The sequence below is a fragment of the Streptomyces sp. B15 genome (assembly GCF_018070605.1).
Taxonomy (GTDB): domain Bacteria; phylum Actinomycetota; class Actinomycetes; order Streptomycetales; family Streptomycetaceae; genus Streptomyces; species Streptomyces smyrnaeus.
In genome coordinates, this window is sequence record NZ_JAGPXJ010000011.1 from 91,547 (window position 1) to 116,161 (window position 24,615).

Annotated in this window: 18 protein-coding genes; 9 read left to right on the forward strand and 9 right to left on the reverse strand. The window is 72.6% G+C overall.

Going from position 1 to position 24,615, the window contains the following annotated elements:
* Positions 1-117: 117 nt before the first annotated feature.
* Entirely contained in the window at positions 118-1,443 is a 1,326-nt protein-coding gene (locus tag KBY19_RS08085; RefSeq protein WP_247690739.1) for an SAV2148 family HEPN domain-containing protein, read from the reverse strand.
* 196 nt (positions 1,444-1,639) lie between these two features.
* Here KBY19_RS08085 and glgX point away from each other — a divergent pair, with 196 nt between their 5' ends.
* Both glgX and treY read left to right on the forward strand, forming a co-directional pair.
* Entirely contained in the window at positions 1,640-3,793 is a 2,154-nt protein-coding gene (gene glgX / locus KBY19_RS08090) for a glycogen debranching protein GlgX (RefSeq protein ID WP_210965474.1), read from the forward strand.
* 62 nt (positions 3,794-3,855) lie between these two features.
* Entirely contained in the window at positions 3,856-6,264 is a 2,409-nt protein-coding gene (gene treY, locus KBY19_RS08095) for a malto-oligosyltrehalose synthase (RefSeq protein ID WP_210965475.1), read from the forward strand.
* On the opposite strand, the gene KBY19_RS08100 is transcribed toward treY, so the two are convergent.
* Entirely contained in the window at positions 6,261-7,169 is a 909-nt protein-coding gene (locus KBY19_RS08100) for a LysR family transcriptional regulator (protein ID WP_099884937.1), read from the reverse strand. The two genes, treY and KBY19_RS08100, sit on opposite strands and share 4 nt — an antisense overlap.
* Positions 7,170-7,274: 105 nt before the next feature.
* On the opposite strand from KBY19_RS08100, the gene lpdA reads away from it, so the two are divergent.
* Positions 7,275-8,729: a dihydrolipoyl dehydrogenase gene (gene lpdA / locus KBY19_RS08105; protein ID WP_210965476.1), complete on the forward strand. Its 1,455-nt coding sequence runs from the start codon at positions 7,275-7,277 to the stop codon at positions 8,727-8,729.
* Positions 8,730-8,787: 58 nt separating this feature from the next.
* The gene (gene treZ, locus KBY19_RS08110; protein WP_210965477.1) at positions 8,788-10,545 is read left to right on the forward strand and encodes a malto-oligosyltrehalose trehalohydrolase; all 1,758 of its coding nucleotides are present in this window, start codon (positions 8,788-8,790) and stop codon (positions 10,543-10,545) included.
* On the opposite strand, the gene KBY19_RS08115 is transcribed toward treZ, so the two are convergent.
* The 5 genes from KBY19_RS08115 to KBY19_RS08135 form a co-directional block, all read right to left on the reverse strand.
* Positions 10,542-12,053: an MFS transporter gene (locus KBY19_RS08115; RefSeq protein WP_247690740.1), complete on the reverse strand. Its 1,512-nt coding sequence runs from the start codon at positions 12,051-12,053 to the stop codon at positions 10,542-10,544. The two genes, treZ and KBY19_RS08115, sit on opposite strands and share 4 nt — an antisense overlap.
* A gap of 157 nt (positions 12,054-12,210) precedes the next feature.
* Positions 12,211-12,624 carry a peptide-methionine (R)-S-oxide reductase MsrB gene (msrB, locus tag KBY19_RS08120; RefSeq protein WP_099884934.1) on the reverse strand — a complete coding sequence of 138 codons (414 nt, stop codon included), beginning with the start codon at positions 12,622-12,624 and terminating at the stop codon, positions 12,211-12,213.
* 52 nt (positions 12,625-12,676) lie between these two features.
* Complete coding sequence (gene murC, locus KBY19_RS08125; RefSeq protein WP_210965478.1) at positions 12,677-14,092, reverse strand: UDP-N-acetylmuramate--L-alanine ligase; 1,416 nt, start codon at positions 14,090-14,092, stop codon at positions 12,677-12,679.
* A 133-nt stretch (positions 14,093-14,225) separates the two neighbouring features.
* Positions 14,226-14,699 carry an indole-3-glycerol phosphate synthase gene (locus KBY19_RS08130; protein ID WP_099884932.1) on the reverse strand — a complete coding sequence of 158 codons (474 nt, stop codon included), beginning with the start codon at positions 14,697-14,699 and terminating at the stop codon, positions 14,226-14,228.
* A gap of 100 nt (positions 14,700-14,799) precedes the next feature.
* On the reverse strand, positions 14,800-15,621 hold the full coding sequence (locus tag KBY19_RS08135) for a pyrimidine reductase family protein (protein ID WP_210965479.1): 822 nt from the start codon (positions 15,619-15,621) through the stop codon (positions 14,800-14,802).
* 64 nt (positions 15,622-15,685) lie between these two features.
* Between KBY19_RS08135 and zapE the strand changes: the two genes are divergently transcribed.
* On the forward strand, positions 15,686-16,810 hold the full coding sequence (zapE, locus tag KBY19_RS08140) for a cell division protein ZapE (protein ID WP_099884930.1): 1,125 nt from the start codon (positions 15,686-15,688) through the stop codon (positions 16,808-16,810).
* A 219-nt stretch (positions 16,811-17,029) separates the two neighbouring features.
* Positions 17,030-18,427, forward strand: coding sequence for an alkaline phosphatase PhoX (locus tag KBY19_RS08145; protein ID WP_210965480.1), 1,398 nt, complete (start codon positions 17,030-17,032; stop codon positions 18,425-18,427).
* 47 nt (positions 18,428-18,474) lie between these two features.
* On the opposite strand, the gene KBY19_RS08150 is transcribed toward KBY19_RS08145, so the two are convergent.
* On the reverse strand, positions 18,475-19,152 hold the full coding sequence (locus tag KBY19_RS08150; RefSeq protein WP_099884928.1) for an ABC transporter: 678 nt from the start codon (positions 19,150-19,152) through the stop codon (positions 18,475-18,477).
* On the reverse strand, positions 19,149-20,024 hold the full coding sequence (locus tag KBY19_RS08155) for an ATP-binding cassette domain-containing protein (RefSeq protein ID WP_307843466.1): 876 nt from the start codon (positions 20,022-20,024) through the stop codon (positions 19,149-19,151). Before KBY19_RS08155 ends, KBY19_RS08150 begins: the two co-directional genes overlap by 4 nt.
* Before the next feature lie 45 nt (positions 20,025-20,069).
* Here KBY19_RS08155 and KBY19_RS08160 point away from each other — a divergent pair, with 45 nt between their 5' ends.
* The 3 genes from KBY19_RS08160 to KBY19_RS08170 all read left to right on the forward strand — a co-directional run.
* A complete protein-coding gene (locus tag KBY19_RS08160; RefSeq protein WP_099884926.1) occupies positions 20,070-20,789 on the forward strand; it encodes a peptidyl-tRNA hydrolase in 720 nt (239 codons plus the stop codon).
* Between the two features lie 189 nt (positions 20,790-20,978).
* The gene (locus KBY19_RS08165) at positions 20,979-23,165 is read left to right on the forward strand and encodes a hypothetical protein (protein ID WP_210955840.1); all 2,187 of its coding nucleotides are present in this window, start codon (positions 20,979-20,981) and stop codon (positions 23,163-23,165) included.
* A 3-nt stretch (positions 23,166-23,168) separates the two neighbouring features.
* Positions 23,169-24,615: ABC transporter substrate-binding protein (locus KBY19_RS08170; protein ID WP_210965482.1), on the forward strand; the 1,447-nt coding region annotated here is incomplete at its 3' end.

Consider the following 24,615-nt stretch of genomic DNA (forward strand, 5'->3'; position numbering starts at 1 on the left):
CGAGCCGATCCGTCGATGGATCGTTCGAAACACTGTCGGATTGCTCGGTGTGGCTCAAGGGACTTGGGGGACTGTGACACACACGACACACGGGGGTGGCCGCCTGCTGCCGCACATCTATGACACCGGCCGCGAGTCCGCCCAGAACGACTCGAACTCCTCGCGGTAGGCGGGGAAGAGCGCCCCCTCCGACTCGTCGCGGGCGGCCGACGAGACCGTACGTCCGGGACCGCGCAGCACGAAGACAGGCGTCTCCATCCCCCGCGCGCCGCGCAGATACGACTGGACGACCGCCAGCCCGTCGGGGCCGTCCCCGTCGACCATGTACGCGGTGAACCGCGGGGTCTCGTCGAAGACGTGGATCTCGAAGGCCGCCTGGTCCCGCAGCCGGGAGCGGACCCGCCGCATATGGAGGATGTTGGTCTCCACCGAACGGGCCAGTTCGCCCCGCTTGAGGCCCAGCTCCCGCTCCCGCCGCTTCACGGCGCTGCTGGCCGGGTTGAGGAACAGCAGCCGCACCCGGCAGCCCGCCTCGGCCAGCCGCACCAGCCGCCGCCCGCTGTAGTTCTGCACCAGCAGATTGAGCCCGATCCCGATGGCGTCCAGCCGTCGCGCCCCGCCGAACAGGTCCTCGGCGGGGAGTTGCCGCTGGAGCCGCACCCGGTCGGCGTGCACACCGACCACATCGGCGAAGCGGTCCCCGACCAACTCCTCCACGGCGTCGACCGGCAGCCGGCCGACCGCGGCCGCCCCCTCGGGCACGGTCCCCAGCAACTCCAGCAGCCGTCGGCACATCCGCTCGGCCTGTGCGAGCACCGTCTCGGACAGCGCGCGGTTGCGCGCCACCGCGCTGCGCGCCACCTCCAGTTCGTCCAGCGCCAGCTCCACCTCGCGCCGGTCGTCGAAGTACGGCTCGAAGCAGGGCCAGTGCTGCACCATCAACTCGCGCAGCTGCGGCAGCGTCAGGAACGAGATGAGGGTGTCGTCGGCGGGGTCCAGGAGATAGCCCTTGCGCCGGCTGACCTCCCGTACGGCCGCGGCCCGTTGCACCCACTCCTGCCCCGCCGGTCCGGCCGCGGCGATCACCCACTCCTCGCCGTGGACGGGTTCGTAGATCGGCCGCAGTACGGCGGCGACGACGGCCCGCGTCCGCTGTTCGACCAGGTTCAGCCAGACGTAGGCGCGCCCGGCGCGCTGCGCCCTGGTGCGTACCTCGGCCCAGTCGTCCTCGCTCCAGCCCACGTCCGCGCCGATCTCCATGGGGCGCGCCAGCGGGACGGCGCCGGGCTGCAGCCCCGCCTCCCCCAGCCTCCGGCCGGGCGGTCCTCCCATCCCCAGCCCGCCCATGGGATCGTCCGCCGTTCCGGCTTCCGAGGCGGCACCGCCGCCTTCCGGCCCCTCACCGCCGTCGCCTGGGGGGAGTTCAAGCCCTCCCGCGCCCAACTGCGCACCGCCTTCCACGCCCGGTCTCGGCCCCCGCTGTTCGATCAAGGAAGACTACTGCGGCCGTCCGACAGGTGCACCCGGAACCCCTGTCAACTTCCGGTAACCGCACCGGCGGACGGGGGAAGATGACGACGGGGCCCACCGCGCCCGCCGCGGTGCCGTAGCGACACGTCGATGGGGAAGAGACACTCCTATGCAGGTCTGGCCGGGACACGCGTACCCCTTGGGGGCCAACTACGACGGCGCGGGCACCAATTTCGCCGTCTTCTCCGAGGCGGCGGAGCGCGTAGAGGTGTGCTTGCTGTACGAGGACGGTTCGGAGACGGCGGTCGAGCTGCGCGAGTCGGACGGGTTCGTACGGCACGCCTATCTGCCCGGGGTGCTGCCCGGCCAGCGCTACGGCTTCCGCGCCCACGGCCCGTACGCGCCGGAGAACGGCCGGCGCTGCAACAGCGCCAAACTGCTGCTCGATCCGTATGCGAAGGCCATCAGCGGCTCGGTCGACTGGAACGAGGCCGTCTTCGGCTACCACTTCGACGACCCCGAGCGGCGCAACGACCTGGACTCCGCACCGCACACCATGACCTCCGTGGTGATCAACCCCTACTTCGACTGGGGCGACGACCGCTCGCCGCGCACCGACTACCACCGCACGGTGCTCTACGAGGCACATGTGAAGGGCCTCACCATGCTGCACCCGCAGTTGCCGGACGAGCTGCGCGGCACCTACGCGGCGCTGGCGCACCCCGCGGTCATCGCCCATCTGACTCAGCTGGGCGTCACCGCGCTGGAGCTGATGCCGGTGCACCAGTCGGTCACCGACCACCGGCTCGCCGAGGCGGGTCTGAGCAACTACTGGGGCTACAACACCATCGGCTTCTTCGCCCCGCACAGCGCCTACGCCTCCTGGGGCGAGCGCGGCCAGCAGGTGCAGGAGTTCAAACACGCCGTGCGCGCACTGCACGAGGCAGGCATCGAGGTCATCCTCGACGTCGTCTACAACCACACGGCGGAAGGCAACCACCTCGGCCCCACGCTCTCCTTCCGGGGACTGGACAACGCCTCGTACTACCGCCTCGCGGACGATCCGCGCTACTACCTGGACACGACGGGCACGGGGAATTCACTCCTGATGCGCAGCCCCCACGTCCTCCAGCTCATCATGGACTCGCTGCGCTACTGGGTGCTGGAGATGCACGTGGACGGCTTCCGCTTCGATCTGGCCGCCACCCTGGCGCGGCAGTTCCACGAGGTCGACCGGCTCTCCTCCTTCTTCGACCTGGTGCAGCAGGATCCCGTCGTCAGCCAGGTGAAGCTGATCGCCGAGCCGTGGGACCTGGGGGAGGGCGGCTACCAGGTGGGCAACTTCCCGTCCCTGTGGACCGAGTGGAACGGGCGCTACCGCGACACCGTGCGCGACCTGTGGCGGGGCGAACCGCGCGCCATGGCCGAGTTCGGCTTCCGGCTCACCGGCTCCTCCGACCTCTACCAGGACGACGGACGCCGCCCGCTGGCCTCCATAAACTTCGTCACCTGCCACGACGGATTCACCCTGCACGACCTGGTCTCGTACGACCTGGTCTCGTACAACGACAAGCAGAACGAGGCCAACGGCGAGGACAACCGCGACGGAGAGAGCTACAACAGATCGTGGAACTGCGGCGCCGAGGGACCCACGGAAGACGCCGCGGTGGTGGCACTGCGGCGCCGCCAGAAGCGGAACCTGATCGCCACACTGATGCTGTCCCAGGGTGTGCCGATGCTCAGCCACGGCGACGAGTTCGGCCGCACACAGCACGGCAACAACAACGCCTACTGCCAGGACGGTCCGCTGGCCTGGGTGCGGTGGCCGGACGACGGCGCCCCCACCGACTGGTCCGGTGCGCCCGACCAGGCGCTGTGCGACTTCGTACGCGCCATGGTGTGGCTGCGGCGCGACCACCCCGTCTTCCGCCGCCGCCGGTTCTTCCACGGGCGGCCCATGGAGGGCACCCACGACGAGCTCTCCGACATCGCCTGGTTCACCCCGCAGGGCGCCGAGATGACCCAGCGCGAATGGCAGGCCGCCCACACCCGCTCCCTGACCGTCTTCCTCAACGGCAACGCCATCTCCGAGCCGGGCGAGCGCGGGGAGCGCATCACGGACGACTCGTTCCTGCTGCTGTTTAACGCGCACCACGAGCCGGTGGACTTCGTGATCCCCGTCAACCACGGCCGGGAGTGGGAGGTCGTCGTCGACACCGCCCAGGAGGAGACCTACGCGCAAGGAGGGGGCCCGAAGGTGGCCGTGGGCGCGCAACTGCCCCTGGAGTCCCACAACATGGCGGTGCTGCAACGCCCGGTGTGACTGACGGTGTCACCCTCCGCCCTCCCGTCTGAGGGTGTCCCCGGCCGGGAATGAGGGCTCATATGACATGTGAGGGCACTCCGTCGGTGGCCGCGCCCACGGCGACCTACCGCCTCCAGCTCCAGCCGGACTTCCCGTTCGCCGCCGCCGAGCGCGCCGTCCCCTACCTGGCGCGGCTCGGCGTCTCGCATCTGCACCTGTCCCCCGTGCTGACGTCCGTACCGGGCTCCACCCACGGCTACGACGTGACCGAGCACGGCTCGGTGCGCCAGGAGCTGGGGGGCGAGCGCGGGCTGCGGGCGCTGGCGGCCACCGCCGGCGCCCACGGGCTGGGGCTGGTCCTGGACATCGTGCCGAACCATATGGCCGTCCCCTCCGACACCCGGCTGAACCGCCCGCTGTGGGAGGTGCTGCGCCAGGGCCCCGCCTCCCCTTGGGCGCGCTGGTTCGACATCGACTGGGCGGCGGGCGACGGGCGGGTGCTGCTGCCGGTGCTCGGGGAACGGTTGCACGAGGCGCTGCCCGAGATGCGGGTCGAGGACGGCACCCTGCGCTACCGCGATCATGTGCTGCCCCTGCGCGAGGGCACCGAGCAGCTGCCGCTGCCCGAACTGTGCGTGGCGCAGCACTACCGCCTGGCGTGGTGGCGGCTGGGCAGGAGCGAGCTCAACTACCGCCGCTTCTTCACCATTTCGGGTCTCATCGGGGTACGGGTCGAGGACCCGGAGGTGTTCGCGGCCACCCACCGCAAGGTGCTCCAGCTGCTGCGCGAGGGCGTCGTCGACGGGTTGCGCGTCGACCATCCGGACGGTCTCGCCGCTCCGGGCGGCTATCTGCGGCGGCTGCACGAGCAGAGCGGAGGCCGCTGGACGATCGTGGAGAAGATCCTCGCCGACGGTGAAGCGCTGCCTCGCGACTGGCCGGTGGCGGGCACGACGGGGTACGACGCGCTCCGGCACGTGGACGGGCTCTTCACCGACCCGCACGGCCACCGCGAACTGGTCGAGGCGTACCGGGCGTTCACCGGGGCGCCGGCGGACCTGGGTGGCGAGTGGGAGGCGACCCGGCAGCGCGCCGCCCGTCGCGTGCTGACCCACGATCTGGCCGCGGAGACGGAACGGCTGACCCGTACCGCCTCACGGGCGTGTGCCGCGTCCCCGGACCTGGCGCTGCGCGACCACGCGCCCTGGGCGCTGCGGACCGCGCTGTGCGAGCTGCTGGTGCGGCTGCCGGTGTACCGCCCGTACACCGCGCACGGCGCTCCCCCCGGGCCGGAGGACGCCGCGCTGCTGGAGCGTGCCGCGGCAGGAGCCCGGGAGGTCTTCCGGCCGGCCGAGGAGGCAGCAGCGGTGGACGCCGTACTGCGGCTCGCGCTGGGCGACGCCTCGACCGGGCCCGGCACGGACAGCAGACGGTTCCCTGTGCGGTTCGCGCAGTTGTCCTCCGCGCTGCGCGCCAAGTCGGTGGAGGACGCGGCCTTCTACCGCTATGTGCCGCTGCTGTCGGCGTGCGAGGTGGGCGGCGAGCCGGGCAGCCCGGCGGTGCCGCCCGAGGAGTTCCACGCGTACTGCGCCCGTATGCAGCGGGAGCGGCCCACATCGGGCGTGGTGCTGTCCACACACGACACCAAACGCAGCGGTGACGCCCGCGCCGCACTGGCCGTACTGAGCGAGTGCCCAGGGCAGTGGGCCGAACTGCTGGCGCGGACCGACACCTCGGCGGCGCCCGACCGCCACACGGCCTGGGTGTACCGGCAGACCGCGCTCGCCCTCGGCGTGTTCCCGCCGCCGCCCGAACGGCTGGTGCCCGCCCTGCTGAAGGCGGTACGGGAAGCGGGGTTGCGCACGACCTGGACGGAGCCGGACGCGGAGTACGAAGCCGCCGTCGAGCGCTTCGTCACCGTCCAGCGCGACAGCGCGGACGCACAGGCGACAGCCGCATTCGCGACCGGTCTCGCCCCTCATGTGCGGGCCAACGTGCTGGGTGCCGCACTGGTGCAGCTGACGATGCCCGGCGTGCCCGATCTGTACCAGGGCACCGAGCACACCTACCGGGCGCTCGTGGACCCCGACAACCGGGACCCGGCGGTGCTGGGCGAGCGGCACGGAAGCAGTCTGCCGGCCACGGAGAAGGCGCGGCTGACGGCGACGGCGCTGCGGCTGCGCGCCGACCACCCGGAGCTGTTCCTCTCCAGGGCCGCGGCCGCGTACGAACCGTTGTACGCCCAGGGCGAGCAGGCCGCGCACTGCGTGGCGTTCGTACGGAGCGGTGCGGTGCTGGTCGCGGTCACCCGGCTGTCGTTGCGCCTGGGCCGGCACGGCGGCTGGGGCCCCACGAGCCTGACGCTGCCGGAGGGCATCTGGCGGGACGCCCTCCCGGACGGCGGCGGCACGCGCGAGCTGTCCGGCACCGTGTTGTTGAGCCACCTCTTCCGGAGCGCACCGGTGGCCCTGCTCGAACGCCGGGCCTAGCCGGGCCGGTCGCCGGGCGGCTGCCCCTGCCGCAGTACGCGCAGGAAGGCCTCCGCCGCCCCGGTCGGCCGGGAGCGGCAGAAGGCGGTGAGCGGGCGGCGCCAGGGTGGGCCGATGTCCACGAGTTGCCGGGCGGGCACGAGGGCAGGCGTCAGATGGGCCGAGACGAGGCAGATGCCCGCGCCGGCGGCGGCCATCCGGGCCGCCGTCGTCGGGTGCTCGACCCGCAGGGCGGTGTGCGGGACGAACCCGGCCCGGCCGCAGACCAGGTCGACGAAGGGCCGGCCCTCGATCCGGGGTTCCATCCCGCACCGCACCCAGCCGCGGTCGGCCAGTTCCTCCAGCGCCACCGGCTCCCCCTGGGCGCCCGGGCGGTCGCACAGCGGGTCGTCGGGCGGGACGACGAGGACGATCCTCTCCTCACCGACCTCCCAGCAGGGGCCGTGCCAGTCCTCGATCCGGTAGCCGAGGGCGAGGTCGGCGACCCCGCGTGCCATCCGTTCCCGCAGTTCCTCCTCCGTCGCGTACTCGCGCAGCCGCAGCGTCACCCGCGGGTGGAGCTGCCGCATCCGCGCGACGGCCTCCGTCAGGACGCCGACCGCCAGCCCGTGCACGGTGGCGATCTCCAGCTCACCGCCGCCCGCACCGGCCGCGGCGCGGGCCGCACGGCGGGCCTGGCGGGCGCTGCGGACGGCGAGTTCGGCGTCCGGCAGGAAGGCGCGCCCCATGGGGGTCAGCCGTACGCCGCGCGGCAGCCGTTCCAGCAGCGGGCCACCGACCTCGCGCTCCAGCGCCTTGATCTGGTGCGAAAGTGCCGACTGGGTGACGTGCAGCGCCTCGGCGGCGCGCGTGAAGGAGGTCTCCTCGACGACCGTCACCAGATACTCCATCTGCCGCAGACTCACCAGTCGACCTCCGAACCCCTGCCGAAACTGCCATGAACGCTTTTCATTGCTTCCATAGAATCATTGCGTTGGACTCATCCCCCGGCGGGGGCGGAGGCTGGGGCCATGAGTGGGAACACCACAGATGTGATCGTCATCGGCGGCGGAACGGGCGGCTACAGCACGGCACTTCGCGCCGCACACCTGGGTCTCGACGTCACCCTCGTCGAGCGGGAGTTGGTCGGCGGCACCTGTCTGCATCGCGGCTGTGTGCCCAGCAAGGCGATGCTGCACGCCGCGGAACTGGTCGACGGGGTGGCCGAGGCCCGCGAGCGGTGGGGCGTCAAGGCCACGCTGGACAGCGTCGATTGGAGCGCCCTGGTCGCCACCCGCGACGACATCGTCTCGCGCAACCACAAGGGCGTGGAGGGCCAGCTCTCCAAGGCCGGCGTCACGGTCGTACGGGGCACCGCGACGCTGGCCGGGTCCCGCCATGTCGACGTCGACGCCGCGGCGCACGGGGGACGCGAGCGGTGGACGGCCCGGCGCGGTCTCGTCCTGGCGACCGGCTCCCGGCCGCGTACGCTGCCCGGCCTGGAGCCGGACGGGGAGCACGTGGTCACCAGCGACGACGCGCTGTTCGCTCCCGGACTGCCGGGCAGCGTGCTGGTGCTGGGCGGCGGAGCGATCGGTGTGGAGTACGCCTCGTTCCACCGCTCCATGGGCGCCGAGGTCACCCTGGTGGAGGCGGCGGAGCGGCTGCTGCCGCTGGAGGACGCGGATATCAGCCGGCAGCTGACCCGCGCGCTGAAGAAGCGGGGCATCACCGTGCTGACGGGCGCCCGCCTGGTGGACGCCCACCGGACCGGCGCGGGGCGGCCCGGCGGATCGGGCGCGGGTGTCGAGGCGCGGGTGCAGCCGGCGCGCGGGGCGGAGACCGTCCTGGCGGTAGAACGGCTGCTGGTGGCGGTGGGCCGCGTCCCGGTCACCGACGGGCTGGGCCTGGCGGCGGCCGGGGTGGCGACGGACGAGCGGGGCCATGTGCCACCGGCCGACTGGACCACGCTGGAGACGGCCGTCCCCGGTGTGCACGTCGTCGGCGATCTCCTCCCGCCGCCCTCCCTGGGGCTGGCGCACGCCTCGTTCGCGGAGGGGCTGGTGGTCGCGGAGACGCTGGCAGGACTCTCGCCCCGTCCGGTGGACTACGCGGCGGTGCCGCGTGTGACGTACTCCAGCCCGCAGACGGCTTCGGTCGGGCTGAGCGAGGCGGCGGCCAGGGCCGACGGGCACGAGGTGGTGACCAATGTGCTGCCGTTGACCGCCACGGCCAAGGGCATGGTGCACGGTCAGGGCGGCATGGTGAAGGTCGTCGCCGAACCCGGCCCCGACGGGCGGGTACTGGGTGTGCATCTGGTGGGCCCGCACGTCTCCGAGATGATCGCGGAATCCCAGCTCGCCGTCGCCTGGGACGCCTCCCCCGAGGACATCGCCCAGCACATCCACCCGCACCCGACGCTGAGCGAGGCGGTCGGGGAGGCCTTCCTGACGCTGGCGGGACGGGGACTGCACCAACACGGGTGAGCGGCGCGGTCCCGGCCGCCCGGCGACAGGTGCCGGGCGGCCGGTGAGAATGGGGCGCATGCTGTTCGACGTATGGGCTCCCACCGCGCGAACCGTCACCCTGCATCTCCCGCCCGCCTCCGGGCTCCCGATGACCCCCTCGCCCACCCACCGGGGCTGGTGGCAGGCCGAGGCACCGGCCCGGGACGGCACCCGGTACGGCTTCTCCCTCGACGGCGGGCCGGTACTGCCGGATCCGAGATCGCGCCGCCAGCCCGACGGGCCCGAAGGGCTCAGCGCCGTCGTCGAACACGACGCGTACACCTGGCGGCACCCCTGGCGGGGGGTGCCGCTGCCCGGGGCCGTCCTGTACGAGCTGCACATCGGCACCTTCACGCCCCAGGGCACCTTCGAGGCGGCGATCGACCGTCTCGGCCATCTGGCGGACCTGGGCGTCAGCCATATCGAGCTGATGCCCGTCTGTCCGTTCCCCGGCACCCACGGCTGGGGCTACGACGGAGTGGCGCTGTGGGCGGTGCACGAGCCCTACGGGGGGCCGGACGGGCTGAAGGCGTTCGTGGACGCCGCACACGGCCACGGCCTCGGGGTCGTCCTGGACGTCGTGCACAACCATCTGGGCCCCTCCGGGAACCGACTGCCCGCGTTCGGGCCGTACTTCACCGACCGCCACCGCACCCCCTGGGGTTCGGCCGTCAACCTGGACGCACCCGGTTCCGACGAGGTGCGCGCCCACCTCATCGGCAGCGCGCTGGCCTTTCTGCGCGACCACCACCTCGACGGGCTGCGGCTGGACGCCGTCCACGCGCTGGCCGACACCCGTGCGGAGCACTTCCTGGCCCAGCTGTCCGAGGCCGTCGACGCGCTGGCCGCACACACCGGGCGCCCGCTGTTCCTGATCGCCGAGTCCGATCTGAACGACCCGCGCACCACGGCCCCGCGCAGCGCCAACGGCCACGGCGTGCACGCCCAGTGGAACGACGACTTCCACCACGCCCTGCACACCGCGCTGACCGGCGAGTCGCACGGCTACTACGCCGACTTCGCAGCCGCACCGCTCGCCGCCCTCACCAAGACGCTGACCGGCGCCTTCTTCCACGACGGTACGTACTCCAGCTTCCGCGGGCGCGGCCACGGCCGGCCCGTGCGCCGTCCCGGAGCCGCCGAGACCCCGGCACACCGCTTCCTGGCGTACGCGCAGACGCACGACCAGATCGGCAACCGGGCGCTGGGCGACCGGCTTTCCCTGTCCCTGCCGCCCGGACTGCTGGCGTGCGCGGCCGCACTGGTACTGCTGGCGCCGGGGACGCCGATGCTGTTCATGGGCGAGGAGTGGGGCGCCCGCACCCCCTGGCAGTACTTCACCGACCACCAGGACGCCGAGCTGGCCGAGGCCGTACGCGCGGGGCGGCGACGGGAGTTCGCGGAGCACGGGTGGGAGGCCGAGGCCATCCCCGACCCGCAGGACCCGGCGACCCGCCGCCGCTCGTGCCTGGACTGGGACGAGCCCTCCCGGGCACCGCACGCTCGGCTGCTGGACTGGCACCGCACGCTGCTGGGGGTGCGCCGGGCCCACCCCGTGCTGGCGCACCTGCCGCTGGGCGAGGCGGGTGTCCGCTGCGCGGAGGGCGGCGATGAGCAGTGGTTGCTGCTCCGCAACGGGCCGCTGTACGTCGCGGTGAACTTCTCCGCGGAGCATGCGGCAACCGTGCCGGTGCCCTCCGCGCGGACGGCGCTGCTCGCCGCCTGGGAGCCGGAGACGCGGGTGGTGGACGGTGCGGTGCGGCTGCCGCCGGCGTCCGCCGCGGTGCTGCGCTAGCGGTTCGGAGAGGGGGTGCCCCTCCCGGTCGTTCGCAGACTGCGGGTGCTCTGTGGCAGCTCGCGCAGTTCCCCGCGCCTTTGACGGGGCGCGCCGGTGTCGGGGCCGGAGGATGACGGCAGGAACGCGGCGATCAGGAGGCCCAGCACCGCCGCGCCCGCCGCGATGAGGAAGGCCGTACGGAAGCCGTCCATGTTGGGCACCCGGGTGGCGCCGAGCGGGCTGGTCATATGGGCGAGGACCACGCCGACGACCGCGCTCGACGTCGATGTCCCGATCGAACGCATCAGGGTGTTCAGTCCGTTGGCCGCGCCGGACTCGGAGGGGGCGACGGCTCCGAGGATGAGTGCGGGCATCGCGGAGTAGGCGATTCCGATGCCGACGCCGATCAGCACGGACAGCACCACCGTCTGCCACACCGCCGACATCAGCTGGGTGCCCAGCAGATAGGAGACGGCCAGGATCAGCAGACCCGTCATCAGCGACACCTTGGGGCCGCGAGCCTTGGACAGCCGCGCCGACAGCGAGGAGACGAGCATCATGGCGATGCCCATGGGCGCCACACACAGCCCGGAGACCACCATCGACTGGCCGAGCCCGTATCCGGTGGCGGCGGGAAGCTGCAGGAGCTGCGGCAGGACCAGCGTGAGGGCGTAGAAGGCGAGGCCGACCATGATGGAGGCGAGGTTGGTCAGCAGCACCTGGCGGCGGGCCGTCGTACGCAGATCCACCAGCGGGTGGGGGATCCGCAGTTCGAACAGCCCCCAGACGGCGAAGATCACCGCGGCGGAACCGAACAGGCTCAGCACGGTGCCGCTCGACCAGCCCCAGTCACCGCCCTTGGAGACGGGCAGCAGCAGCGTCACCAGTCCCGCGGTCAGCCCCAGGGTGCCCAGCACGTCGAAGCGGCCCGGGGTGCGGGTCGGGGACTCGGGCACCAGGAGGGCGACGAGCACCATGGCGAGGGCGCCGATGCCCGCCGAGCCGAAGAAGAGCACATGCCAGTCGGTGTACTGGGCGACGTAGGCGGCCAGCGGCATGCCCAGCGCGCCGCCCACTCCGAGCGACGAGCTCATGAACGCCATGGCCGAGCCCAGTCGTTCGGGCGGCAGCGCGTCGCGCATGATGCCGATGCCCAGCGGAATGGCGCCCATCGCGAACCCCTGCACGGCTCGCCCGGCGACCATCGGCACCAGTGCCGAGGTGAAGCCGCACATCAGCGAGCCGAGCACCATCAGTCCCAGGCTCAGCAGCACGATCCGCCGCTTCCCGTACAGGTCACCGAGCCTGCCCATGATGGGCGTGGCGACGGCACCGGACAGCAGCGTGGAGGTGATCACCCAGGAGGCGTTGGACGTCGTGGTGTGCAGCAGGGTCGGCAGTTGGGCGACGACCGGGACGATGAGGGTCTGCATGACGGCGACGGAGATTCCGCCGAACGCCAGTACGGGGACGATCCAACGCCCGCCCGCCGCCGTACCTATGTGCCCACCAGGCCCCGCAGCCAAGCTCTCCCCCACGCGCGTCGCCACCCCTTCACTGTTGAGTTCACTGTTGCGCTGTCCACTGTGTCGCGCCGCATGACCAGACGCATCACATCAGCTGCGTGCAGCGTACAAATGAACTGCCGGGGTCGGTCGCGTATTCCGCCGGGGGGCGGGCACTTCAGTCTTCTTGATCCTTGGGCTCCAGCTTCAAGGAGATCGAGTTGATGCAGTAGCGCTGATCCGTGGGCGTCGGATAGCCCTCGCCCTCGAAAACGTGCCCGAGGTGGGAGCCGCAGCGGGCGCAGCGGACCTCGGTGCGGACCATGCCCAGGGAGCTGTCGGTCAGCAGCTCGACGGCGTCCGAGTCGGCCGGGTCGTAGAAGCTGGGCCAACCACAGTGGGAGGCGAACTTGGTGTCCGAGCGGAACAGCTCGGCGCCGCAGGCCCGGCAGGTGTAGACGCCCGTGGTCCCGGTGTCGGTGTACTCACCGGTGAACGGGCGCTCCGTACCAGACTCGCGCAGCACGTGGTACTCCTCGGGCGTCAGCTCCGCGCGCCACTGCTCCTCGGTCTTGTCGATCTCGTAGGCCATCTCGGCTCCTCAGCGCTGTTCGGGGTACGGGCGGGGCGCGGGCCGCGGCCCGTCACTCCGCGAGCCGGGCGAGAATCCCGGGGCCCAGCTCCGTGACGTCACCCGCGCCCATGGTGAGAACGAGATCGCCGGGCTCGGCCATTCCCACCACCGCCTCCACGGCCTCGGCCGGCGCGTCCACGGCACGCACGGCCGCGCCCGCGGCCTGCGCCGCATCGGTGATCAGCGCGCTGGTCACGCCCGGGATCGGGTCCTCGCGCGCCGGATAGATCGGCAGCACGACCGAGCCGTCGGCCAGCGCCAGGGCCTCCCCCATCTCCTTGCCCAGCTCCTGGGTGCGGCTGAAGAGGTGCGGCTGGAAGACCACCAGTACCCGGCCGTCTCGCGCACCGCCCCTGATGGCCTCCAGGTCGGCGGTCATCTCGGTGGGGTGGTGGGCGTAGGAGTCGATCACCTGTACGCCGCGGGCCAGCCCCTTGAGCTGGAGGCGGCGCTTGACGCCGGTGTACGAGCCGAGCGCGCGCCCCAGCTCCCCGGCGGGCACCCCGAGCGCCGCACCCGCGGCGAGGGCCGCCACCGCGTTGAGGGCGTAGTGGTTGCCGGGGACCGCGACGTCGAAGGTCAGCTCCGCGCCGGCGAGCACGACGACGACCTCGCTGGTCAGCCCCTTCGGGGTGATCTTGACAACCCGTACGTCGGCGTCCTCGGCCTGCCCGTACGTACGGATGGTGAGCGCGCGCTCGCGCGGAGCGGCGCGCAGCCGCCGGGTCAGCTCCCGCGCCCCCTCCTGGTCGGCGGAGATCACCAGGGTGCCGCCGTCCACGATGCGGCCGGCGAACGTCTCGAAGGACTCGTAGATCTCCTCCATGGAGGCGTAGTTGGCGTGGTGGTCGAGTTCCACATTGAGGACGATGGCGACCTCGGGCGCGTACTTGTGGAAACTCCGGTCGCTCTCGTCCGCCTCCGCGACGAAGATCTCCCCGGTGCCCTGGTGGGCGTTGGAGCCGGGTCCCTCCAGATCGCCGCCGATCGCGTAGGAGGGGTCGAGGCCCAGATCGGCCAGGCTGACGGCGAGCATCGAGGTGGTCGTCGTCTTGCCATGGGTACCCGCGACGGCCAGCGGGCGCAGCCCCTCCATCAGCGCGGCCAGCGCGTCGGCGCGGTGCAGCACCGGAAGACCGCGCCGGTTCGCCTCGACCAGCTCCGGATTGTCCTCGCGGATGGCGCTGGAGACGACCACGACCGTCGCGTCCGGCGCCAGGTGCGCGGTGGCGTGACCGATGTGGACGGTCACGCCGAAACCGCGCAGCGCGTCGGCCGTCGCCGACTCACGGGCGTCGCTGCCCGCGACCCGGGCGCCGCGCACCGCCAGGATCTTCGCGATGCCGGACATCCCCGCGCCACCGATCCCGACGAAGTGCGGCCGCTCCATGGCGGAGGGGAGGGAGGGAGTGGCGGCAGCGGTCATACGGACTTCTCCTGCTGGCTCGATCGGGCACCTCCCGACCGCGGGCCGGGGAGGACGAGGAACGGCGCAAGCCTATGCGGTGCGGCCTCCCGTCCGGAGCACAGCCACCCCCTCCCCCGCTGCCTCCCGGCCGCTACTCCTCGTCGTTGTGCGCGAACAGCTTCAGCACCGGCACGCCGACCTTGTGCCGGGCCCGGGAGGCCCAGTCCCGGTGGAAGAACTCCTCGACCAGATGGGGGGCGGTCAAGACGATGACCTCGTCGGCGCGGGTCTGGTCGGCGACGGACTTCAGGACATCGAGGGGGTGATCCTCGATGATCTGACCGACGGCCTCGCAGCCGGCGTCTCTGAGGCGCTTCAAGGAGAGCTCCAGGGCCTGCTCGGCGGGGCCGACGGCGTCGCCGCCCTCGGGCTCGTCGCCCTCACGCACCACTTGGTCCAGTTCACCGAGCGCCACATCGTCCAGCGCTCGCAGCAGTCGGTCCTGGTCGCCGCGCGGCTGCATGAGGACGACGAAGGAGACGGGCTCCTCGCCGTGCAGCGTCGTCACCATCTCCGCGTCGGCGGACACCAGTGGCTTCTCGATCATCAGCACTGTCGTGATCACGACGGGCGCCCTTTCTGCGGTCGGAAAGAAACCCTGCTGCCCCGTGTTCCCACGGGTCCTGCGATTGTCAGTCTGCCCAGCGGCACAGAAGCGGAACGTCTCATTCCGCAGTGGCTCGCAACCGACGGTAACGCGTGAAGAGGAACCCTCCTTCTTCCAGCACCCCTTCCAGCGTGAACTCGTCGGGGTCCGGCAGGACGGGCCCGTTCATGATTCGCGGCGCCGATCCGGCGACGATTCGGGGGGAGATCGACAGACATAGCTCATCAAGTACCCCGGCATCGGCGAATTCCCCAAGCAATGTGGGGCCGCCCTCCGTCAGCTGCCGCCGCAGCCCTCGCGCGGCGAGCAGACCCGGCACTCGCGACGGGTCCGCGGAGCTGCCCTCACCTGCGAAGACGACCTCGACACCGGCCCGGCTCGCCTCCGCCACCCGGTCCGCCGGGGCACCGCTGCCGGTGATCAGCAGCGTGGGGACGACGGGCTCGGTGAACAGGGGAGCCGAGAAGTCCAGCTCCAGACCGGCGCTGACCACCGCGATGGCAGGCGCCGGCGCCTGCCCGGCGGCGGCACGGCGGTCGGCGAAGCCGCTGCGCCGCTTGGCGGGCCGGTACCCCTCCTGGCGTACGGTCCGGGCACCGACCACCACCACATCGGCGAGTGCCCGCAGCACCCCGAAGATCCACATGTCGGCCTTGGAGGAGAGCGGCTGCGACCGCCCGCCGTGGTGGATGGCACCGTCCAGGGAGGCGACCATGTTGCCGCGCAGCCACCGGTCCGCTTCGTCGGCGCCCTCGCCCACCGGCGGATAGGCGTACTCCTCGGCGATCTCGGCGATGCTCCACTCCGGGGCCGAGACGTCCGGTGCGGGCGCGTCAGGGGTCGGTACAGGGGCGCTACTCGATGGGAACAGGCGTCGCATGCAGCGCAGTGTGGCACGGCGCACGCCCGGCGGGCGGCACGCCCGCGGGGGCGGGCCGACTAGCATGACAATCGTGTCAACGACCGAAGCGCACATATCCGAGACCGGCTCCCGGGCCCCCGGCGACGCCCCCGCCGCCCTCACCGCACTGGAGCCGCGCGTACCGGCCGACCAGTTGGTGGCCGAGATGGTGCCGCCACCGCGCTTCGACGGCGTGCGCTTCGACACCTACATACCCGACCCCGCGCAGCCCAGCCAGACCGAGGCGGTCCAGGTACTGGCCGCGTTCGCACAGGGCCTCGGCGGCGCGGCGCGGAGCGGCGGCAGCGGCGGGCCGAAGCGCTGGTTCCGCCGGGTGCCCAAGCAGGCGGCCCCCGCCGGTCCCCGGGGCGTGTACCTGGACGGCGGCTACGGCGTCGGCAAGACCCATCTGCTCGCCTCCCTGTGGCACGCGGCACCGGCCGCCCCCGAGCGCAAGGCGTTCGGCACCTTCGTCGAGCTGACCAACCTGGTGGGCGCGCTGGGCTTCCAGCAGACCGTGCAGACGCTCAGCGACCACCAGTTGCTGTGCATCGACGAGTTCGAGCTGGACGACCCGGGCGACACGGTGCTCGTCTCCAGCCTGCTGGCCAGACTGGTGGAGAACGGCGTGGCCCTCGCGGCGACCTCGAACACGCTGCCGGGCAAGCTGGGCGAGGGGCGGTTCGCCGCCGCCGACTTCCTGCGGGAGATCCAGGGCCTGTCCGCACACTTCCGCACCCTGCGCATCGACGGCGAGGACTACCGCCACCGCGGGCTGCCCGAGGCCCCCGAGCCGTACACGGACGAAGAGGTCACCCGCGCCGCGCACCGGATACCCGGCGCCTCGCTGGACGCCTTCCCCGCGCTGCTGGACCATCTCTCGCGCGTCCACCCCAGCCGCTACGGCGCGCTGGTCAAGGGCGTGCAGGCGGTCTGTCTGACGGGGCTCGGGCCGGTGCCCGACCAGTCGACCGCGCTGCGCCTGGTCGTGCTCGCCGACCGGCTCTACGACCGCGAGGTCCCCGTGCTGGCCTCCGGAGTGCCCTTCGACGAGCTGTTCAGCGAGGAGATGCTCAAGGGCGGGTACCGCAAGAAGTACTTCCGGGCGATCTCCCGGCTGACCGCGCTCGCCCGGGACGGCGGCGGACTCGCCGGCACCGGTGGCTGATCCCCGGTCGGCACCGGCGGCCGAGGCACGCGCCGAGGCCGGCGGCTGACCCGCACCGGGGGCGGCTGACCCGCGTCGGGGCAGGCGGCTGATCCGCGTCGGCAGTGGGGTGCAGACCCGGCCGAGTTGACGCCGGTTGCGTCCTGAGCGGTGTGCGCTTGCTGGTACGCGTGGTACACACACTGGGTTCACCTGTCCGCCAACAGGGGAGAGTGCCCGATGTCCACGAGCCGACGTCAAGTGCTGGCAAGAACCGGAGCCGCTGGAGCCGCGGTCGCCTTCAGCGGCGCGCTTTCGGAACTGTTCACAGGGACCGCCGCCGCCCAGGCCACCGGCGGCAGGGCGGGCTACGGCCCGCTCGTCCCCGACCCCGACGGGCTGCTCGATCTGCCCAAGGGCTTCCGCTACAAGGTGCTCTCCCGCGAGGGCGATCAGCTCCGCTCAGGAGAGGGCAAGGTCCCCAGCAACTTCGACGGCATGGCCGCCTTCGCCGGTGAGCGGCGCGGCCACGGCCACGGTCACGGCAGGGGCCGCACCTGGCTGGTGCGCAACCACGAGAACCGGATGGACTCCCGGGTGCCCGTCTCCACGGTCGAGGGGCTGACCTACGACCCGGAGGCCGAGGGCGGCTGCACGGTCCTCGAAGTGGACGGCGACAACGACGTGCTGACCGAGCGCGTGGGCATCGCGGGCACCTCCACCAACTGCGCCGGCGGACCGAGCCTCTGGGGCACCTGGCTGACCTGCGAGGAAACCGAGTTCCGGGCCGGCGAGGAGGGCTACACCAAGGACCACGGCTTCATCTTCGAGGTCGGCTTCGACCGGCGCCGCCCCACCTCGGTCGAGCCGCTGAAGGCCATGGGCCGCTTCCAGCACGAGGCCGTCGCCTTCGATCCGCGTACCGGTGTCGTCTACGAGACCGAGGACGCCTTCGACAAACCCTTCGGGCTCTTCTACCGCTTCCTGCCCGACAAGCCCAAGGGCGGATACGGTTCGCTGCACGCGGGCGGCAGGCTGGAGGCCATGCGGGTGCCGGGCGTGCCCGACCTCTCGGCCGTCACCGAGACGGGCAGCTCCTTCGACGGCGTCGAGTGGGTGGAGGTCCCCGACCCGCTCGCCGCACAGACCCCCATCCGCCTCCAGGACTTCGGCAAGGGCGGCATCACCCACGCGCAGAAGCTGGAGGGGTGCTACTGGGGCGGCTCCTGCGTCTACTTCGTCTCCAGCTACGCGCGCAGCGCCGAGGGGTCGCAGGGCGACCACTTCGGGCAGATCTGGCGCTACGATCCGTCCCGCCGCCGACTCACCCTGGTCATCGTCTTCGGCCCCGACACCGATGTGCAGCTGCCGGGCGAGGAGCCCGACAACATCTGTCTCGCCCCCAACGGCGGACTGATGGTGTGCGAGGACGGCGCGGGAGCACAGCACGTCTACGGTCTCACCCGGAAGGGCACGGTCTACCCGATGGCGCGGGGCGCCCAGAACATCGGCACCCCAGAGGAACCGGAGTGGGGCGAGTTCGCGGGCGTGACCTTCGCACCCGACGGCCGGACCATGTACCTCAACTGCTACACACCTGGCACGACCTTCGCGGTCACCGGGCCCTGGAAACACTGACGGGACGCGCCCCGAAGGCGCCAGGGAGAAAGCGGGAAGAACAGCCCTCACTCGCGGCGGGTGGCCACGGCGCAGGCCGCCGTCGCGGCGAGGCCCGCGAGGGCCACGGCGCACAGCGACGGCACCCACGGCACCTGGACGGCTCCCTGTGCCGAGCCGCGGACCAGCCCCGTGACCGCCGCGTTGGCGGGTGAGGCGCCCAGGGCGAGCGCCGCCACGCTGCCCAGCAGCGTGGCGGCCACCGCATATCCCCGGGACCGGATCAGCGGCCGGTTGCCCAGCGCCCCCACCGCGGCCCCCGTCAGCACGCACGCGAGCATTCCGCACAGCCCGGCGCCCACGGCCGGCAGCAAGGGCACGGCGACCGACCCGTCCGTACTGCGCGGGGCACTCGTCGCGGCCACCAGCCCCACTCCCGCACACCCGAACAGCAGAGCCGCCACGCCCCCGGCCGCCACACCCGCGAGGTGCACCCGCCAGGCCCCCGCCGCGGCAGCCGCGCAGTGCCGGGCCGCGGGCGGCTCGGCCGTCACACAGCCGCGCACCAGCCAGGCGGCGGGGGGCAGCAGCGCGGCGGCGGCGAGCCCCAGCGAGTCCAGCAGCGGCTGCCCGGCCCGCACACCGACGGCCAGCAGCCCGGCGTACAGCAGCAGCGGCGCCAGCCACCGCTGGGAGCGCACCAGCAGGGCGAGTTGATAGCGGGTCAGCGCGAGCGTCACCCTCACCAGGCATTCCCCTCGTCATTCCCCTCGTCCGTCTCCCACTCCCCCAGCGGCCGTACCAAGCGGACGTGCCAGCCGGGTCGTGCGGCCAGCAGCGCCCGCAGCGCCGCGTCGGAAGCGGTGGCGGGCAGCGTCAGCGACAGCTCGCCGTCCGGCGTGAGCCGCGGGCGCGCGCCTGACGGCAACCCCTCAGGCACCCCGGCCCCGGGCGCCCCCAGCGCTTCGATGCGCGTCATCGAGGACCGCCGCGCGCCGGCCGGCACCTCGGCCGCCACCCGGCCCCCGGCCGCCACCCGGACGACGGCGTCCGGGGCGCCGGCGAGCCGTGCCGGATCGTGGTCGACGAAGACCACGGCGCCGCCCGCGGCCACCCGTTCGCGCACCACGCCGTCCAGGACCGTGCGCGCGTCCTGATCGAGGCCGGTCCAGGCCTCGTCGAGCAGCAGCAGTTCGGGGCCGCCGACCAGGGCCTGCGCGACGGCGACCTTCTGGGCGCTGCCCTTGGACAGCTCCCGCATCCGGGTGGCGGCGTACTGTCCGGCGCCGAACCGCTCCAGCCAGGCGGCGCCCTCCCGGGCTGCCGCGCGTCGTCCCAGGCCGCGGACCCGGCCCAGATGGGTGAGGTAGCCGAGCGCAGGCAACGGGAGTGCGGCGGGGAAGCGTTCGGGGACGTACCCGCGCGTGCGAGGGCGCCCGCGCACCCGCCCCGCGCTGGGCGCGTCGATCCCCGCCAGCAACCGCAGCAGCGTGGACTTACCGGTCCCGTTACCGCCCTCCACGCGCAGCAGGGTGCCCGCGCGCACGTCGAGGTCGACTCCGCGCAGCACCCAGGGCCCGCCCACCCGGTAGCGGCGGCCCACATTTTCCAGCCTCACGCCCCAGATCATAGGAGCGACACCGGCCGCTGGCAGACTGAACAGGTGACCTTTACCGACTCCGCGGCCGAGCACCCCGCCGGCCCCGAACCCACCGGGACCGACCGCTTCGTCCTGCCCCTCGTCGTCCGTATCGAGCGCGCCGCACCACCGGCCCGCACAGACGCCTTGGAGACGGCGGCCCGCGCGGTGCTCACGCTGCTCGCCGATCCCCGCACGGTGGCGGAGACCGGCGCGTGGCACAAGCGGGTACGGCTGTGGGAGGAGCGGCAGATCCGCAAGGTCGTACGGCGGGCGAGGGGCGCGGAGTGGCGGCGCGCTCAGCCGCTGGAGGGCATCACCGTGGCCGGGAGCGGCGCCGAGGTGCGGGTCTTCCCGCCGGTCCCGCTGGACGGCTGGCCCAGGGAGCTGGCGCGGCTGCAGGTCTCGGGTACGGAGTTGGACGATCCGAAGCCGCCGGTCGCCCCCGACCCCGGTACGCCCGTGCTCTGGCTCAACCCCGAGGTGGAGATGTCGGCGGGCAAGGCGATGGCACAGGCCGGACACGGCGCGCAGCTGGCCTGGTGGCAGCTGGAGGCCGCCGGGCGCACGGCCTGGCAGCAGGCGGGGTTTCCGCTCGCGGTGCGTCCGGCGCGCGACGGAGCGCACTGGGCGCAGCTGACCGGCAGCGGACTCCCCGTGGTGCGGGACGCCGGGTTCACGGAGGTCGCCCCCGGCTCGTGCACGGTCGTCGCTGAGCACCCGGAGCTGCGTACCGCGGGCTGAACCTGCCGATCCACCGGCTGAACCCGCCGATCCGCGGCCGGAGCCGGGGAATCCCCTGCCACTCGGCCACGGATAGTGGCATCCTCCTCACAGGACGCACAGTGTGGGACACGAAGCGTGCGGCGCGTACCAGCGGGCATCAAGCCGGGGCGGGGCGCGGAGCGCGAGGTGCCGGGGGGCGTGCGAGAGATGACACAGGCGTATCCGGGGCGGGCGGGGGCCACCGTCCCCACCGCCCCCGCCGGATTGGTGGAGCTGGTCGGCGAGTGCCTGACGCAGCCGCCGGAGGCGGAGCGGCCGGTGATCGTGCTGCTGGGGCCCCGCGGCTCCGGCGCCAGCGACGCGCACGGGGCGCTGATGGCGCGGTTCGGTACCGACCAGGCGCCGTTCGCCTATCTCAACTTCGGCTCCGAACAGCCCTTGCGCCCCCGGTACGCGCTGGGCCTGATCGCCAGGCAGTTGGAGCGGAAGCTGGCCCGCTACCGGGTCTCCCGCTTCCCCCGGCTCACGCTGGGCCTGCTGGCCTCCGACAGCGACATCGGCGACCTCGGCACGGTGCCGCTGCGCGACCAGCGGCGCCAGCTGCACCGTCGCCTCAGCCACTTCGAGGACCGCACCTTCGAGAACTACGGCGACTACCTCTCCGGCTTCCTCCAGGTGGGCAGATCCGCGCTCGGCCTGCCGGCCGGCATCCCGTCGGTGTTCGAGGACATGGTGATGGGCGCGGCGCGCGACGGCGCCCGTATGGTGTCCGGGCTGCTGTCGCGGCACCGCTTCACCGAGAGCGCCCGCTGGTACGCCGAACACCGGCTGACCGGCGGCTCCAATCCGTGGGACGCGGTGATCGAGCTCAACCACTGGCGCCTGGGCTCCGCGGAGAACGTGGAGAAGCTGGAGCAGATCCTGTTCGCGGCGTTCCTGGAGGACCTGCGGCGGAACGCGGAACTGTCGTTCGCGCCGGGCTCGTATCTGCTGCTGCTCGACGGCTGCCACACCGAACACGGCCGCCGCTTCCTGCAGCTGCTGCTGACCACCCGCGAGGACACCTGGACGGCGACCCGCAGCCTCGGCTCCCCGACAGCGCCGACGGGTGACCCGCTCACCGTCGTCGCCAGCACGAACAGATGGCTGCCGGGCTGGGGACCGCCCTCGGGGGAGCCGTGGGGGTGGTCCGTCCGCACCCCGGACCACGCGGGGCTGTCCGACTGGCGCCGGCGCAGGCCGCCGGGGAGCGGAGCGTACTGGTATCCGCTGCGGCTGCGGGACCTGACGCTGGACGAGGTACGGACCCGGCTCTCCGACCGGCCGCAGCGCGACCCGGCGCTCGCCCCGTTCGTTCACCGGCTCACCTGCGGACTGCCGCGCGCCGTCCAGCAGGTGCTGACGCTGCTGGACCAGGCGGACCTGCCGGCGGGCAGCGGCCACGAGCGGGCGGCGTGGCTGCGGCGGCTGCCCGAACGGACACTGCCGGGCCCGATCCGGCCCGCCCGGCTCGGGCGGCAGGACGGCCGCCGGCAAGGCGGCGGCCGGACCGGCGCCGGCCGGCAGGAGGCACGGCAGGACGGCGACGGGCCCGGTCGTCGTACCTCCGCCGACCGGCCGCCGCTCCCGGCCGGTGACGAGGGCGTCCGGCTGGTCGAGGCGGCACTGGACCCGCTGCTCGACGGCTTCGACGCCGCCGAGCGGGCCACGCTGGAAGCGTGCGCGGCAACACCTGATCTCTCCGTCGGCTGCCAGGTGTTCGGCGAGGGCGCGGGCTCGGCCCGCGCGGAGCCCTCGGGCTCCCTGTTCACCAAGGCCCACGCGGGTTTCCTGCTCGCGCACGGCCACCCCGACGACCGTCCCGTGCTGCACCCGTGGCCGCGGCGGCTGCTGCTGTGGCGGCTCGCCGAGCGGCCCGGCGACTGGGAGGCCGCGCACCAGCGGCTGAGCGACCACTACACCGCCGAGGGACAGCCGGTGCGCGCGATGTACCACCGGCTGGCCCTGCAGCAGATCGGCGCGGTCACCGAGTTCCTGGTGCGACGCCTGGAGTCGGTGGACACACCGCGCTGGGTGGCGGAGTTCAACACCGTCACCGCCGCACCCACCCGCGTCCCCCTGGAGAAGGTCTACCGCGATCTGCTCGGCCCGCTCACCCGCTCCCTCTCGGCCGCCGAGACCCCGCTGGAAGCGGCCGTGCGCGGTCTGCTGGTGGCCCGCTGGCTGTGGAACGACCCGCTGGTGGACCCCGAGATGCGGCTCGGCCCCACACTCGCCGCCCGGTTCGAGCGGCTGTCCGAGGAGCATCCGCGCGGGGAGAGCCTCCACCTGCTCAACGAGGCCGAACGGTACCGCAGTTGGATCCACCCCCAAACGTGGGTCGAGGAAGGGTGAAGCATGTTCCGGATCACCTGGCCGCTGCACGTCGTCAAGCGCGTCCTCGCCGCCGTGGCGGCCCTGGCCGTGCTGGGTGTCGCGGTACCGCTGACCTACCAGTGGCTGAGCGAGCGTGGTTCCCACTGTGCCGACGGCGTCGTCAAGGCGGACGTCCAGGGCCACCCGGGCAAACAGGAGTGTGTCGGCGTCACGGACGGCTCGCACGCCTTCGCACCGCATCTGCGGACCGTCACCGACCGGATCAAGGCGGAGAACGACCGGGTGGCGAAGAAGGAGGACCGCTACGTCAGCATCGCCTATCTGACGACGTTCACCCTCACCGACGACGACAGCAACTCGGCCGAGTCGGTCCGGCACGAGCTGGAGGGCGCCTACCTGGCGCAGCGCCGCCACAACACCGGGGATCTGCGGGGCTCCCCCAAGATCCGGCTGCTGATCGCCAACTCGGGCAGCTCCTCGGCACACTGGCAGCAGGTCGTCGACCGGCTCGCGGAGCGCACCAAGGCCCCGGACCGGCTGGTGGCCGTCACCGGTCTGGGCCCGAGCACGACGGAGAACCTGAGCGCCCTCCGCGCGCTGGAGAAGCACCGGATCGCGATGGTGGCCAGCACGATGACCGCCACCAACATCCGCGACATAACCGGGTTCGTGCGCGTCGCGCCGACCAATATCGACGAGGCACGGGCCGCGGCCGGGTATCTGCGCCGCAAGAACGTCCGTACGGCCGTGATCGTGCAGGACATCGCACGCAAGAACCACTACGCGAACACGCTGGGACCCGCCTTCGAGAAGGCGTTCCCGGACAAGAAGGGCGAACACCGGATCGTCGCGGACGAGGAGCTGACCTTCGACTCGTCGGCACGCACCGGCTGGGAGAACGAGATCCGCCATATGACCGGCCAGTTGTGCCAGCAGAAGCCGCAGGTCGTCTTCTTCGCCGGACGCGGCCGGCACCTCACCCACTTCCTCGACTCGCTCGCCAACCGCCCCTGCACCGAGCAGAAGTTCCGCGTCGTCACCGGTGACGACACCACCAACCTGACCGCGCGCGAACTGGAGCGGGCGCACCGCACCGGCGTCGAGGTGCTGTACACGGGGCTCGCACACCCCGACATGTGGGACAGCGGCGCGGCCGGGAAGCGCGCGGTCTCCGCCGCGACGGCCCGCAAGTTCCGTGCCGGGGGCGAGCTGGACCGCTGGTTCCCCCGCGACGACCGCGACGACGGGCAGGCCATCATGGCGCACGACGCCGTACTGACGGCGGCCCGCGGAGTGAGCATGGCGGCGCAGTGGGGCGGCGAGGTGGCCGGCGAGTCGGTCGGCCGGATGTTCCACAAGATGAACCTCGACGACAGCGTGCCCGGCGGCAGCGGCTTCCTCTCCTTCCTCAACAACGGCAACCCGCGCAACAAGGCGGTGCCGATCCTGCGGCTGACAGAGCACAAAC

Bases quoted from the DNA above. Each gene is read 5' to 3' on its own strand.
- glgX (WP_210965474.1), top strand. From the start codon at position 1,640: ATGCAGGTCTGGCCGGGACACGCGTACCCCTTGGGGGCCAACTACGAC.
- treY (WP_210965475.1), top strand. From the start codon at position 3,856: ATGACATGTGAGGGCACTCCGTCGGTGGCCGCGCCCACGGCGACCTAC.
- lpdA (WP_210965476.1), top strand. From the start codon at position 7,275: ATGAGTGGGAACACCACAGATGTGATCGTCATCGGCGGCGGAACGGGC.
- treZ (WP_210965477.1), top strand. From the start codon at position 8,788: ATGCTGTTCGACGTATGGGCTCCCACCGCGCGAACCGTCACCCTGCAT.
- msrB (WP_099884934.1), bottom strand. From the start codon at position 12,624: ATGGCCTACGAGATCGACAAGACCGAGGAGCAGTGGCGCGCGGAGCTG.
- murC (WP_210965478.1), bottom strand. From the start codon at position 14,092: ATGACCGCTGCCGCCACTCCCTCCCTCCCCTCCGCCATGGAGCGGCCG.
- KBY19_RS08135 (WP_210965479.1), bottom strand. From the start codon at position 15,621: ATGCGACGCCTGTTCCCATCGAGTAGCGCCCCTGTACCGACCCCTGAC.
- zapE (WP_099884930.1), top strand. From the start codon at position 15,686: ATGACAATCGTGTCAACGACCGAAGCGCACATATCCGAGACCGGCTCC.
- KBY19_RS08145 (WP_210965480.1), top strand. From the start codon at position 17,030: ATGTCCACGAGCCGACGTCAAGTGCTGGCAAGAACCGGAGCCGCTGGA.
- KBY19_RS08165 (WP_210955840.1), top strand. From the start codon at position 20,979: ATGACACAGGCGTATCCGGGGCGGGCGGGGGCCACCGTCCCCACCGCC.